The organism is Alloyangia mangrovi (assembly GCF_002300555.2).
Taxonomy (GTDB): Bacteria; Pseudomonadota; Alphaproteobacteria; order Rhodobacterales; family Rhodobacteraceae; genus Salipiger; species Salipiger mangrovi.
On record NZ_NTHN02000012.1, the window covers coordinates 36640 to 50468 of the forward strand.

Below are 13829 nucleotides of genomic sequence, written 5' to 3' on the forward strand. Positions count from 1 at the left end.
CAGCATCCTTTGCCCGTCATTCAGCGGCCAACGCGGGGGCGGCCATCACGCAGGCGACGCGGCGACGCGGCGCGGGGGTGAAGACCGGCGGCAGCGCGGCGCGGCACTCGGCGGTGGCATGGGGACAGCGCGGCGCGAAGGAGCAGCTCTCGGGCTTGGCCTCGAGCGACGGCGGCGCGCCGGGGATGGCGTTGAGCCGCGCGCCGCGCTCGACGTCATGCAGGTTCGCCGCCAGAAGCCCCTGCGTGTAGGGGTGCTGCGCGGACTTGATGATCTCGGAGGTCGTCCCCTCCTCGACGATCTGACCCGCGTACATCACCGCCACGCGCTCCGAGATCTCCACCGCCACGCCGATGTCATGGGTGACGAAGATCACCCCCATGCCGAACTCCTTCTGCAGCTCGCGCAGCAGAAGGAGGATCTGGATCTGGACCGTGGCGTCGAGCGCCGTCGTGGGCTCGTCGGCCAGCAGCAGCCGCGGACGGCAGGCCAGCGCGAGGGCGATCATCACCCGCTGGCGCATGCCTCCCGACAGCTCATGCGGATAGTTGTGCAGCCGCCGGTTGGCCGAAGGGATGCGCACGCGGTCGAGCATGTCGAGCGCGGTCGACATGGCCTCGGCCTTGCTGACGCCCTTGTGGCGCATGACGGATTCGGCAATCTGGCGCCCGACGGTATAGACCGGATCCAGCGCCAGCGCCGGTTCCTGGAACACCATGGACACCTCGCCGCCCCGGTATTTCTGCAGCTTCCTGCCCGAGAGGCTCAGCACGTCGGTGCCGTTGACCTCGATCTTGCCCTCGATCTCGGTACGCTTCGGCGGCAAGAGGCCCAGAAGCGCCTTCAGCGTCACCGATTTGCCGGAGCCGGATTCGCCCAGGAGCGCCAGCGTTTCGCCTTGCTCCATGCTCAGCGAGACGTCGTTGATCGCATGGACCGTGCGCTTGCCCTTGAAGCGCAGCGTGAGGTTTTGGATGTCGAGCAGCTTGGTCACTTGCCCTCCTCCGGGGCCGGTGCGGCGGCGGGCGCGGTTTTGCTCGCGGTCCAGAAGACCTCGCGTTTCGCGTTCGCGCATTTGCCCGTGAAGATCATTGCGGCACCCCCTGCCCGGCTTTCGGATGGCCCGATGTTGCATCGTGAAGGTGGCAGGCCGCAAGGTGCTCGGCGTTGCCGGGAAGCCCCTGCAGCTTCGGCACTCTGGTCTTGCACACCTCGCTGGCAAAACGGCAGCGGGTGTGGAAGCGGCAGCCCTTGGGCGGGTCGATCGGGTTCGGCGGATCGCCGGCCAGCGGCGGTTCCTGCGTGCGGTTGTCCGGATCCATCGACGGCATCGCCGAGAACAGCGAGCGCGTGTAGGGATGCGCCTGCTCGCGCCAGATGCTGTCCACCGGCGCGACCTCGACCACCTCGCCGAGGTACATCACGAGGATGCGGTCCGAGATGTAGCGCACCACGTTCAGGTCGTGGCTGATGAAGATGTAGGTGAGGCCGAATTCGCGGCGCAGGTCCGACAGCAGGTTCAGCACCTGCGCCTCGACCGACTTGTCGAGCGCCGAGACCGCCTCGTCCAGCACCACCAGCCGCGGCGACATGGCGAGCGCGCGGGCGATGTTCACCCGCTGGCGCTGGCCGCCCGACAGCTCGTGCGGGTAGCGATGGGCAAAGCGGTCCGGATCGAGCCCGACGCGCGCCATCAGGCTGCGCGCCCGGCCATTGGGATCGTCGAGCCCCTGCACCTTGGCGCCGAAGGCCACCGAGTCCTCGATGGTCAGCCGCGGGTTGAGCGAGGCGTAGCTGTCCTGGAAGACCATCTGCACATCCTTGCGCAGCTCCTTCAGCGAAAGAGCATCGCCGAGCCCCTGCCCGTCGAAGATGATCTCTCCCTTGTCCTTCTCGATCAGGCCGATGAGCAGCCGAGCGGTGGTCGACTTGCCGCAGCCGGACTCGCCGACGATGCCCAGCGTCTCGCCCTTCTTTACCTCGAAGGAGACGCCGTCCACCGCCTGCACCATGGCCTGCGTGCGGCCGAGGATGCCGCCGCGGACGGGGAAGTGTTTCTGCAGATCGCGGACGATCACCAGCGGCTGCGCCGGGCCGCCCTTGTCGCGGCTCTCGGGGGCGGCGGTCTTCGGCTTGAGTGCGGGGAAAAGGTCAGTCGCGGACATTCATCGCGCTCCTCAGTCCGTCGCTCAGCAGGTTGAGGCAGAGCGAGGTGACAAAGATCATCACCCCCGGCAGCGCCGAGAGCCACGGGTTGATGTAGATGGCCGAGCGCAGCGTGTTCAGCATCAGGCCCCACTCGGGCTCGGGCGGACGCACGCCGATGCCGAGGAACGACAGGCCCGCGGCGAGGATCATGCACACGCTCGTCAGCGAGGTGGCATAGACGAAGATCGGCGAGAGCACGTTGCCGATCACATGCACCCGGATCACCGTCAGCGCGTTCGCCCCGGTGGCGCGGGCGGCGTCGATGTAATCGAGTGCGCGCACCCCCGAGGTCACCGCCTCGGCGACGCGGGTGATCGGCGGGATGAAGACGATGGTGAGCGACACGAGGGAGTTCACGATCCCCGCCCCCAGCGCACCCGAGATGGCGATCGCCAGCAGCACCGAGGGGAAGGCGAAGAAGACGTCGACGATGCGCATGATAATGGTGTTGGTCATGCCCCCCACGTAGCCCGCGACGATGCCGAGCGCTGAGCCGATGAAGAAGGCGAAGACCACCGGCATCAACCCGATGAAGAGCGTGAGCCGCCCGCCGTAGATCAGCCGCGCCAGCATGTCCCGGCCCTGCTCGTCGGTGCCCAGCAGGTGACCCTCGGTGCCGAGCGGCTTCAGGCGGGCGATCATCGAGCCCTTGTAGGGGTCGGGCAGCCCGATGTAGGGCGCGAAGATCGCCGAGAGGATCAGCAGCAGCACCACGGCAAGGCAGATCATCGACACGGGATCGCGCACCACGCGCGCGCCCACCCCGGCCCAGTAGCTCTGCGGCTTGGCGGCCTTGGTGTCGGTCATGGGTTCGGTTTCCGCAAGAGCCATGGGTTAGGTCCTCTTGATGCGCGGATCGATCGCGGCCTGCGCCACATCGACGATCAGGTTCATCGCCACGAAGAACAGGGCGAGGATCAGGATGGTGCCCTGCAGGAGCGGCAGGTCGCGCTGGAAGATGGCGTTCGACAGCAGGAAGCCCGAGCCGGGCCAGTTGAACACGGTCTCGATGAGGATCGAGCCGCCCAGCAGGTAGCCCAGCTGCAGCCCCATGACCGACAGCGCCGTGGCGGCGGCGTTGCGCGCCACGTGGCGCAGCACGTCGCCGCGGCTCATGCCCTTGGCGTAGAGCGCCTGCACGAAGTCCATCGTCAGGATGTCCCCGGCGAGCGCCCGGACGGTGCGCGCGACGATGCCGATGGGCACGACGGCCAGCGTCACCGCGGGCAGGATCAGGTGGCGCATGTGCAGCCAGTCCCAGGCCCAGCTCTGCGAGCCGCCCGGCCCCGCCCCCATCGAGGGCAGCCAGCCGAGGTTCACGGAAAAGATGATGACCAACACGATGCCGAGCCAGTAGTTGGGCACCGACACGCCGGTGATCGACAGCGCGGTGACCGCGCGATCCAGCAGCGTGTCGCGGAAATAGCCGGCGAGGAAGCCGAGGAAGATGCCGATCGGGAAGGCGATGACCGCGGCCGAGACGGCCAGCAGAAGCGAGTTCTGCACCGCGCCGAAGACTTCCTGCGCGACCGGACGGCCGGTGGCGATGGACTTGCCCATATCGCCCTGCGCGAGGTTGCCGATCCAGATCGCGTATTGGATGGGCAGCGGCTTATCGAGCCCGTAGGCGGCGCGCATGGCGGCCTGCTCCTCGGCGGTGGCATCGACGGGCATGATGGCGGTGAGCGGATCGCCGGGGGCGATCTGCACCAGAAGGAAACAGATGACCGACACCCCGAAGGCCACGGGCAGCACGAGGATGAGGCGGCGGAGGAAGTAGCTGAGCACGGGTAGTGGTCCCTGGCGTGAAGTGATCCCCCGCCGCGGCGCGCGCGGCGGGGGCCTGACCCTTGTGGGGCCTTACTCTTCGATCGTGATCGACGAGAAGTTCTGGTACCAGTTCTGGGCCTGCACGAAGCCCTTCACCTTCGGCGCCATGGCGCGCGGGGCGACGTCATGGGTGACCATCAGGAAGAGCGCGTCATCGACGTATTTTTCATGCGTCTTGCGCAGCACCTCGTCCTGAGCCTCGGGGTCGAAGGTGGTCTTGATCTGCTTGAACAGCTCCTGCATCTCGGGGTCGCTGTAGTGGCCCCAGTTGGTGCCGTTGGGCGCGATCAGGTTCTCGTCGAGGTGACGGATCAGGCCGGTGAACGGGTCCTGGATGAAGTAGGTGAAGTTGATCGACATGGCGCCGTCCACCGCGGGATCGGCCGCGCCGGCGCGCCACAGGTTGATCATCTGGTTCCACTCGACGACCATGAACTCGACGTCGATCCAGATCTCGGCGAGGCTCTGCTGGACGTATTCGTTCATCGGCAGCGGCAGCATCTGGCCAGAGCCCGACGGCGAGATCAGCGCCTTGACCTTCAGGTGGTTGTCGGGGCCGAAGCCGGCCTCTTCCATCAGCGCCTTGGCGGCGTCGAGGTCATATTTCACCTCGAAGGTCGGATTTCCGAACCACTGCGAGCTGGGCGGCAGGAAACCCTTGGCCGGGACCATCAGGCCACCCAGCAGCGGCATCATGCCCTCGCGGTCGATGGCGAGGTTGGCGGCCTTGCGCACGCGGATGTCGTTCCAGGGCGAGCCCTCGAGACGCGACAGGTGCCAGGTCCAGTTGTGCGGATAGGCGTTCGACGAGATGACGAAGCCGTTGCCTTCCATCGCCGGGATGGTGTCGGGTGCCGGGGCCTCGATCCAGTCGACCTGACCGGACAGCAGCGCGGCCGAGCGGGCGTTGGGCTCGGGCAGCGGGATCAGCACCATCTTGTCGAGCTTGGGGATGCGGCTCTCGTCCCAGTAATCGGCGAAGGGCACCATCTCGGCGCGTTCGCGCGGGACGAAGGTTTCCAGCTTCCACGGACCGGTGCCCGAGGGACTGCCCGCGACCTTCTCCCAGTCCTTGTCCATGGCTTCCCAGTTCGCCTTGGACGACATCAGGATCCAGGTCATCTGGTAGGGCAGCGTGGCGTCGGGCTCCTTGGTGGTGATCACCAGCGTGTAGTCGTCCACCGCCTCGTAGGAGGCCACGGCGGGAATGCGCGACTTGCCCTGCGCCGCCTGGCGCGGGTCGTATTGCTCGGAGCTGTCGACGAGGATCTTGTCGAGGTTCCACACCACGTCGGCGGCGGTGAAAGGCGCGCCGTCGTGGAAGGTCACCCCCTCGCGCAGCTTGAAGGTCCACTTGGTCTTGTCCTCGGCATCCACCGACCATTCGGTGGCAAGGCCGGGGATCAGCACCGACGGCTTGTCGGCGCTGGTGAGATCCCATTCGATCAGCGAGTCATAGACGGTGTAGCCCATGAAGCGCATGCCCTCGCCGCCCTGGTCGGTCTGACCGGTGGTGAGGGGGATGTCGGCCGCGGTCATGCCGACGCGCAGCGTGCCCTGCGCCATTGCGGCACCGGCCATGGTGGCAGCGACGGCAAGCGCCGCGATACCTGCTTTCAGACGAAGCATTGGAACCTCCGAGATTTCCCTGTTGCATGGCCCGGCGTTTCTGTGCTGCCGGTCCCCGGACCATTTGACGCGAGCCCCCGAGCTTTTTGCAGGGGCGGCGGGGGATCAGGGCAAGGGGACCGCCAACAATTGCAGAAGTCGCCCACAAAAAAATGCATACAATCCCCACGCGCTCAGGAAAAAGGCGACGCGAAATCGTATTTGTACGAATAATCTCGCCGGGACCGGCCCGGAAAACCCGTTGCGGATAAGCCTCACGCCATGGTGGAAAATAAAATCGGACGCTCGCGTAAGCTTTGGTATTGCGGCAGAAGACGCCTAATTATCAATCATATGCGTTTCGATGGCCGAAAGACGACTGCGAGTGATCAACAGACGCCAAATAATGTCCGGAGCCGCTGCCCTGCTTGCGGCAGGGCTTCCGGCCGAGGCAGCCCCCCTGGATCCGGGTCAATGCTGGCGCTTCTGGCGCGCCCGCTTCGTCCAGCCCGACGGTCGCGTGGTGGACGATCTGCAGAACGCGACCAGCCACTCAGAGGGCCAGGGATACGGGCTTCTGCTGGCGCAGGCCTACGGCGACGAGCGCACCTTCCGCAATATCGAAGAGTGGACCGACCATAACCTGGCCATCCGCCAGGACAATCTCATGGCGTGGCAATGGATCCCTCGCCGGCGCGACAATATCGACGACTGGCACAATGCCACCGATGGCGACCTGTTCCGGGCCTGGGCGCTGCTGCGGGCCGCGCGGGACAGCGGCTGGTGGGAGTATCGCGACAAGGCCGTCGCCATTGCCCGCGACATCTCGGCGCTCTGTCTCGCCCCCGACCCCCGCGCGCCGGAGGAGTTCTTGCTCAAGCCCGGCGCCGAATCCCGCGCCTCCCCCGAGCGGGTGCTTTTCAACCCGTCCTACATCATGCCCCGCGCGCTGCGCGAACTGGGCTTCGCCGCCGAGGACGAACGGCTGGTCCGCGCCGCCGATCACGGCGAGACGGTGCTTGCCGAACTCTCGCGCGAGCCGGTGATGCCCGACTGGATCGACGTGACGCCGGACGGCTTCGCGCCGCCGCAGGAACATGAGCTGCGCTCGGGCTACGACGCGCTGCGCATCCCGCTCTACCTCGGCTGGTCCGGGCGCAACGGCAACCCGGCGGTGGGTCATGTGCTCGACCGACTGGAAAGCGCCGGCACGCCGGACAAGGTCGCGGTGAGCGTCGATGCCGCCGGGGGCCTCCGGGATGTCTCCGACCACGCGGGCTATCGGGCGATCGTCGCCCTGGGCCGCTGCGGTGCGCTGCCCGAGATCACCGCCCGGGACACGGCGCAATCCTACTATCCTGCCACCCTGCAGCTTCTTGCCGGCCTCGCAAAAGGTGAACAGCGTCACTGCTGACCGCCCTGTTCCGGCCACAAAGTGACGCTACGAAACCCGCCGGACGCACGCCGGCGGCCGGAGAGCCATGCAAGCGCTTGCACCTCGCCGGAGGCTGCGATGTATTGCCTCTCAAGCAGGCACAAAAAAACGCGAGCAGGACATGAAGTACACCCGCCTCATCATTGGCATCACCGCGATTCTTGTCACGCTCTGGGTGATCATCGGCGAACAGATGACCGCCGCCAGCGCCAATGCCGTCGTCAACGCGCCAGTGGTGACGCTGCGCAGCCCGATCGCCGGCGACCTCGAGCTGCAAAGCCATGCGCTTGGCGCCCGGCTCTCACAGAACGAGCTGCTCGCGGCGGTGACCAACACGCGGGTCGACACGGTCCGTCTCGCCGACCTGCAGCTCGAGCTCGACAGGCTCGATGCCGGGACCAACCGCATGCAGGCGCAGATCGCGGCGCTGAGCCGGGACCGCGACGCGCTGGCGCAGCGCACCGAGGTCTTCACCAAGGCGCGTCTCGCCGAACTCGAAGCCAAGCTGACCGAAGCGCAGGTCCGGCAGCAGCTTCTGCAGGCGGGTGATGCCGGCGCGGGCGCCACTGCCCTCGCCGACGCTGTGACCGCCGAGGAGAGCCGCCGCCCCGGCGCGCCGACCACGTCTGCCCTTGCCCTGTCGCATGCCCGCGAGCGGGTCCAGACGCTGCTGGCCGCGCGCGATGCGCTGCGCGAAGGTGTCTTCCTCGGCGACGGTTACAACGACGCCCCCTTCTCCGAGCAGCGCCGCATCCAGCTCGACGCCCAGATCGCCGAGCTCGGGCTCACCCGCACGGAGGTGGGCCTGCAACGTGCCGCGCTGGAGCGGCGCATCGCCCGCGCCCGCCAGACACAGGGCATGGAAGCGCGCAGCGAGCTGCGCGCGCCCGGCGCCAACATGCTCTACTGGGAAACCCTGCAGGCCGATGCCGTCACCGTGCAGCGCGGCGACCCGATCCTGCGCGTCGTGGACTGCGGGCAGAGCATCATCACCCTGTCGGTGACCGAGCGGGTCTTCAACACGCTGCGCGTCGGCCAGGACGCCAGCTTTCGCTTCAGCGGCCAATCCAAGCTCTATCCCGCCACCGTGGGCCGGCTTGCCGGCAGCGGCGCACGCACGGTCTACCAGAACCTCGCCATCGCACCGAGCGAGAAGCACCTCGAGCGCTACGACGTGAGCCTGCTGGTGCCCGAGCTGAACACCGACACCGAGCTCGGCTGCGCCATCGGCCGCACCGGACGCGCCTTCTTCGACGGCCGTCCGCTCGATCTCTTCCGCGGCTGGTTCGGCTGACGTGGCCCCCTTCCCGCACCTCGGCGAGCTCGGCTCGAGCGGCGCCTACCTTCTGCTGGTCGCGGGGATCGGGCTCGTGCTGCCCTTCGTCGTCAACCCGGACCGGACCCGCGACCGCGCCCTCCTCTTCGGCATCGCCGCCATCTTCGCGGTCCGCTACGCCTGGTGGCGCGGCACCGAGACCCTGGCCCCGCCGGGGCTGACCATCGACGCGGTGATGAGCTACATGCTCTACGCGCTCGAGCTGCTCACCCTTGTCGGCTCGCTCAGTGCCTTTCTCATCCTCGCCCGGGTCAAGCAGCGCGGGGCCGAGGTGGAGGAGCATGCTGGCTGGTGGGGCGAGACCGAGCCCAAGGTCGCGGTGATGATCGCCACCTACAACGAGGAGCGCGACATCCTCGAGCGCACGGTCATCGGCGCCAAGTCGCTGCGCCACAAGAACAAGGAAGTCATCATCCTCGATGACAACCGACGCGACTGGCTGCGTGACTACTGCATCGAGCAGAAGGTGCGCTACATGCGCCGCCCCGACAACAAAGGCTCGAAGGCGGGCAACATCAACCACGCGCTCGACCGGCTGGCCGAAGATCCCGAGCCACCGCAGTTCATCGCCGTGCTCGACGCCGATTTCGTGCCGCACCGAGGCTTCCTGTCGCGCAGCCTTGCGCTGTTCCACGATCCCAGCGTTGGTCTCGTGCAGACCCCGCAGCACTTCTTCAACGCCGACCCGATCCAGCACAACCTCGGGCTCAGCGCCTCCTACCCCGACGAACAGCGTTTCTTCTTCGACCACATGCAGGCCTCGCGCGATGCCTGGGACATCGCCTTCTGCTGCGGCACCTCCTCGGTCTGCCGCTGGGACGCGGTGCGCAGCATCGGCGGCTTTCCGACCGAGAGCATCACCGAGGACTTCATGCTCACCATCGCGCTGCAGAACGAAGGCTGGCGCACGGTCTACCTGAACGAGCCGCTGACCGAGGGGCTCGCGCCGGAGGGGCTCAAGGAATACATCACCCAGCGCGCCCGCTGGTGCCTCGGGCTGATGCAGATCGCCCGTTCGTCGCTGGGCCCCTTCTCCAAATCGAACCTGCGCCTGCGCGACCGCTGGAGCGTGATCGACTCGGTGTTCTTCTGGACCACGAGTTTCCCCTTCCGCATTGCCGCAATCGTCTTCCCGCTGCTCTACTGGTTCTTCGGCATCACCGTGGTCAACGCCCGGCTGGCGGACGTGCTGGTCTACTTCGGTCCCTATTTCGTCTGGGTCACCATGGTGATGAACCTGATGTCGCGCGGACTGATGATCCCGATCATCCACGACGTCGGCCAGCTGATCGGCGCCATCCCGATCACCCGCGCCGCCTACACCGGGCTGCTGCGTCCCAAGGGGCACAAGTTCTCGGTCACCGCCAAGGGCGGCGACCGCTCGAAGGTCGTGGTGCAATGGCGGCTCATGGCCCCCTTTGCCATCGCCTTCCTGCTGAGCTTCATCGGGCTGATCCTCGGCATCGTGAGCGACACGCTCGCGATGAACGACGCGGGCGACGGCAAATGGGTGATCCTGTTCTGGACGCTCTACAACATGGTCGTCCTGGCGGTGACCTGCTTCACCTGCGTCGAACTTCCGCGCTCTGAGAGCCATGTGGCCGACAAGCCCGAGCGGGTCACCTTCACCGCGGGCGGCGAGACGCAGGAACTCTGGCTGTCCTCGCTGACGCTCGACACCGCCCGGCTGCGCGGCAAGCCCTACCCGCCGCAGACCCGCGGCATGCTGCACCTGCCCGACGTCGGCAATCTCGAGGCCTACGTGATCGCGCCCACCACCGATGGTGCCCGGCTGCAGCTTGTGCCGACCGAGGAGCAGCGCGAGGCGCTCTTCGTGCGCTTCTACGCCGAGGGTGACGCTCCCGGTGTGGTCAGCACCCGCACCTCGGCGGTGATCGCCGATATCGCAAGGCGGATCAGCTTCGGCCTGCCGGGTTGAGAGGGACCCGCCGGGACGATCAGAAAGTGTTCACCGAGAAGCCGATGAAGTACTCCTCGGACTCGAAACGGTAGCCTACGCGGAAGCTCACCGGCCCGTCGTAATGCTTGGTCACCGCCAGCGTCGTGTCGCTGTAGCTGTCGCTGCCGCCGGTCGAGAGCTCGGTGCCGAAACCCGAGTCGCCCCAGCCGCTCGAGGCCAGCAGGAACCAGCTGTTGTCGATGCTGTTGACTTCGGCGAGGTAGTAGAACGAGCCCCAGTCGGTGGCCATCCAGCGGTCGAGCGAGGCGCGCACGCCCAGCTCGTAGTCGTCCTCCTCGCCGTCCTTGTAGACACCGCCGAGGGCGGGCCCGACCTTGAAGGTCGCGCCGAGAGGTGTGTCGAAGCCGTGGAGCAGGCTGCCGACCACCGAGTAGCCACCGTCCCAATGGCTCACGATAGCGCCGTAGTTGAGCCGGTCCCGGGTCACCGCCAGCACCGCGCCGGAGGTGGTATTGGCCTGTTCAAGCTGCACGAAGGTGCCATCGGCAAGCGCGGCAAGCGGGGTCAGGGCAAGCGCTGCCGCGCCGAGGGAGGCGGTAATTTTCATGGCTGGGTCCGTCTTCTGAAACTGCTCGCCGGGTCTGTGCCGGGCTTGGCGCGAGCTTTGCAACGCAAGCCCGGCGATGCAAGAGGCGGAAACGGACAGCTCCGGCGCGTGACGCCAGCGCAATAGCCGCCGCGCGATAGCAAAGGGGCGGAGGTTTCCCCCCGCCCCTCGAGATGGTTTCAAGTCCGTGCGCGTCTCGCGCCGTCGAGCGCGGCCGGGATCACCCGCCTTCGAGCGCAGCCGGGGTCACGCGCCTTCGAGCGCGATCGCGATGCCCTGGCCGACGCCGATGCACATGGTCGCCAGCGCCTTCTGGCCGGCCTTCAGCTCGAGCGCGGCGGTGCCGGTGATGCGGGCGCCGGACATGCCGAGCGGATGGCCGAGCGCGATGGCGCCGCCGTTGGGGTTCACCCGCGGATCGTCATCGGCAATGCCCAGATCGCGCAACGTGGCGAGCCCCTGCGAGGCGAAGGCCTCGTTCAGCTCGATCACGTCGAAGGCGTCCTGCGTCAGACCGAGTCGGGCCATCAGCTTCTTCGAGGCGGGTGCCGGGCCAAAGCCCATGATGCGCGGCTCCACACCCGCCGTCGCGCCGCCGAGGATGCGCGCGATCGGGGTCAGACCATGCGCCTTCACCGCCGCTTCCGAAGCCACGATCAGCGCCGCGGCGCCGTCGTTGACGCCCGAGGCGTTGCCCGCGGTCACCGAGCCGCCCTCGCGGAACGGTGTCGGCAGCTTGGCGAGCTTCTCGAGCGAGGTCTGCCGCGGGTGCTCGTCGCTGTCCACGACGATGGCATCGCCCTTGCGCTGCGGGATGGTCACCGGGGTGATCTCCTGCGCGAGACGGCCATTGGCCTGCGCGGCCGCCGCCTTTTCTTGGCTGCGCATCGCAAAGGCGTCCTGATCCTCGCGCGAGATGCCGAACTCCTCGGCCACGTTCTCGCCGGTCTCGGGCATGCTATCCACGCCGTATTGCGCCTTCATCATCTTGTTGACGAAGCGCCAGCCGATCGTGGTGTCGTAGATTTCGGCGTTGCGCGAGAAGGCCGAGCTGGCCTTCGGCATCACGAAGGGCGCGCGGCTCATGCTCTCGACACCGCCCGCGATGGCAAGCTCGATCTCGCCCGCCTTGATGGCCCGCGCCGCCGCGATGATCGCGTCCATGCCCGAGCCGCACAGGCGGTTGAGCGTGGTGCCCGGCACGGTCACCGGCAGCCCTGCCAGCAGAGCCGACATGCGCGCGACGTTGCGGTTGTCCTCGCCCGCCTGATTGGCGCAGCCGAAATAGACCTCGTCCACTGCCGACCAGTCGATGTCGTGCTTGGCCATCAGCGCCTTCAGCGGGATCGCGCCAAGGTCGTCGGCGCGGACCGACGAGAGCGACCCGCCGAAGCGGCCGATGGGGGTGCGGATATAGGAACAGATATAGGCGTCGGTCATCTCAGAGCTCCGGGCAGATGAGGTCGGCGACCTCGCCCTCGACATGCAGCGGCGCGCCGGTGAGGGCCTGCAGCTCGTCGAACGAGATGGCGGGGATCTTCTCGCGCAGGACGAACTTGCCGCCCACCACATCGACAACAGCCAGCGAGGTGTAGATGCGCGTCACGCAGCCCACACCCGTCAGCGGCAGCGAGCAACTGGCGACGAGCTTGGGCTCGCCCTTCTTGGTGACGTGGTCGGTCAGCACCGCCACGCGCTTGGCGCTCTGCACCAGATCCATTGCGCCGCCGACTGCAGGCACGCCGCCCTTGCCGGTGGACCAGTTCGCCAGATCGCCGGTCTGCGCGACCTCGTAGGCACCGAGGATGGCGACGTCGAGATGGCCGCCGCGCACCATGGCGAAGCTGTCCGCGTGGTGGAAGAACGCGGTGCCCGGCTTGATGGTGATCGCCTTCTTGCCCGCGTTGATGCAGTCCCAGTCCTCTTCACCGGGCTTCGGCGCCTCGCCGAAGTCCAGCACGCCGTTCTCGGTGTGGAAGATCGCCTGCTTGCCCTCGGGCTGGAACTTGGCGACCATCTCGGGGAAGCCGATGCCGAGGTTGACGTAGGCGCCGTCCTCGATGTCCTGCGCCGCGCGCCAGGCGATCTGGGCGTTGCTCAGCTTGATGGCGGAGATATCGGTCATGGTCTCGCTCATGGGTAGACGGCCTCCGCCCGGTTCAGCTCTTCTTCCTGTGCGGGCTTTGCGACCTCGACCACCGAGCCGACGAAGATGCCCGGGGTGATGACGTGCTCGGGATCGATCCCGCCCAGTTCGACCACCTTGCTCGCCTGCACGATGGTGTAGGTCGCGGCCATGGCCATCACCGGGTTGAAGTTGCGCGCCGCCATCCGGTAGGTCAGGTTGCCATGCGGATCGGCCAGCTCGGCCTTGATCAGCGCGTAGTCGGCCTTGAGCCAGCGCTCGCGGACGTAATGCTTGCCCTCGAACTCCTCGGTCGGTTTCCCTTCCGCAAGCTCGGTGCCGTAGCTCGTCGCGGTGTAGAAGGCGGGGATGCCCGCGCCGCCTGCCCGAATACGCTCGGCGAGCGTGCCCTGCGGCACCAGCTCAAGCTCGATCTCTCCGGCGAGGTAGGCCTCGGTGAAGACCCGCGGGTCCGCCGAGCGCGGGAAGGAGCAGATCAGCTTCTTCACCCGCTTCTGTTCGATCAGCGCGGCGAGGCCGACGTGGCCGTTGCCCGCATTGTTGTTGACGACGGTCAGGTCCTTGGCGCCGTGGTCGATCAGCGCGTGGATCAGCTCGATCGGCGCGCCGGAGCCGCCGAAGCCGCCGATCATCACGGTCGCGCCGTCGGGAATGACCGAGACAGCCTCCCGGACGCTGGCGATGGTCTTGTCCATGAAATCCTCCTTGGGGCGCGTGTCGCCCTCGGCGCCTGAAATA

At 67.2% G+C, this 13829-nt stretch carries 12 protein-coding genes; 3 read left to right on the forward strand and 9 right to left on the reverse strand.

Annotated elements, in window-relative coordinates:
- Positions 1-16 precede the first annotated feature (16 nt).
- The 5 genes from CLG85_RS08750 to CLG85_RS08770 all read right to left on the reverse strand — a co-directional run bounded on the left by CLG85_RS08750 (position 17) and on the right by CLG85_RS08770 (position 5667).
- Entirely contained in the window at positions 17-994 is a 978-nt protein-coding gene (locus CLG85_RS08750) for an ABC transporter ATP-binding protein (RefSeq protein WP_260348720.1), read from the reverse strand.
- A 94-nt stretch (positions 995-1088) separates the two neighbouring features.
- Complete coding sequence (locus CLG85_RS08755) at positions 1089-2165, reverse strand: ABC transporter ATP-binding protein (protein ID WP_095882532.1); 1077 nt, start codon at positions 2163-2165, stop codon at positions 1089-1091.
- On the reverse strand, positions 2152-3015 hold the full coding sequence (locus CLG85_RS08760) for an ABC transporter permease (RefSeq protein ID WP_375796908.1): 864 nt from the start codon (positions 3013-3015) through the stop codon (positions 2152-2154). Before CLG85_RS08760 ends, CLG85_RS08755 begins: the two co-directional genes overlap by 14 nt.
- Positions 3016-3042: 27 nt before the next feature.
- Positions 3043-3996 carry an ABC transporter permease gene (locus CLG85_RS08765; protein ID WP_095882530.1) on the reverse strand — a complete coding sequence of 318 codons (954 nt, stop codon included), beginning with the start codon at positions 3994-3996 and terminating at the stop codon, positions 3043-3045.
- A 72-nt stretch (positions 3997-4068) separates the two neighbouring features.
- Positions 4069-5667, reverse strand: a complete 1599-nt coding sequence (locus tag CLG85_RS08770; RefSeq protein WP_095882529.1) for an ABC transporter substrate-binding protein — start codon at positions 5665-5667, stop codon at positions 4069-4071.
- A gap of 385 nt (positions 5668-6052) precedes the next feature.
- On the opposite strand from CLG85_RS08770, the gene CLG85_RS08775 reads away from it, so the two are divergent.
- The 3 genes from CLG85_RS08775 (at position 6053) to CLG85_RS08785 (ending at position 10356) form a co-directional block, all read left to right on the forward strand.
- Complete coding sequence (locus CLG85_RS08775; RefSeq protein WP_095882528.1) at positions 6053-7060, forward strand: family 8 glycosyl hydrolase; 1008 nt, start codon at positions 6053-6055, stop codon at positions 7058-7060.
- Between the two features lie 142 nt (positions 7061-7202).
- A complete protein-coding gene (locus CLG85_RS08780; protein WP_095882536.1) occupies positions 7203-8375 on the forward strand; it encodes an HlyD family secretion protein in 1173 nt (390 codons plus the stop codon).
- A gap of 1 nt (position 8376) precedes the next feature.
- Positions 8377-10356, forward strand: coding sequence for a glycosyltransferase (locus tag CLG85_RS08785; RefSeq protein WP_095882527.1), 1980 nt, complete (start codon positions 8377-8379; stop codon positions 10354-10356).
- Between the two features lie 19 nt (positions 10357-10375).
- On the opposite strand, the gene CLG85_RS08790 is transcribed toward CLG85_RS08785, so the two are convergent.
- The 4 genes from CLG85_RS08790 to CLG85_RS08805 form a co-directional block, all read right to left on the reverse strand.
- Positions 10376-10945: a hypothetical protein gene (locus tag CLG85_RS08790; RefSeq protein ID WP_095882526.1), complete on the reverse strand. Its 570-nt coding sequence runs from the start codon at positions 10943-10945 to the stop codon at positions 10376-10378.
- Positions 10946-11191: 246 nt separating this feature from the next.
- Positions 11192-12385 carry a 3-oxoadipyl-CoA thiolase gene (pcaF, locus tag CLG85_RS08795; protein WP_095882525.1) on the reverse strand — a complete coding sequence of 398 codons (1194 nt, stop codon included), beginning with the start codon at positions 12383-12385 and terminating at the stop codon, positions 11192-11194.
- 1 nt (position 12386) lies between these two features.
- A complete protein-coding gene (locus tag CLG85_RS08800) occupies positions 12387-13070 on the reverse strand; it encodes a 3-oxoacid CoA-transferase subunit B (RefSeq protein ID WP_311734975.1) in 684 nt (227 codons plus the stop codon).
- A gap of 8 nt (positions 13071-13078) precedes the next feature.
- Positions 13079-13786, reverse strand: coding sequence for a 3-oxoacid CoA-transferase subunit A (locus tag CLG85_RS08805; RefSeq protein WP_095882523.1), 708 nt, complete (start codon positions 13784-13786; stop codon positions 13079-13081).
- Positions 13787-13829: the final 43 nt, after the last annotated feature.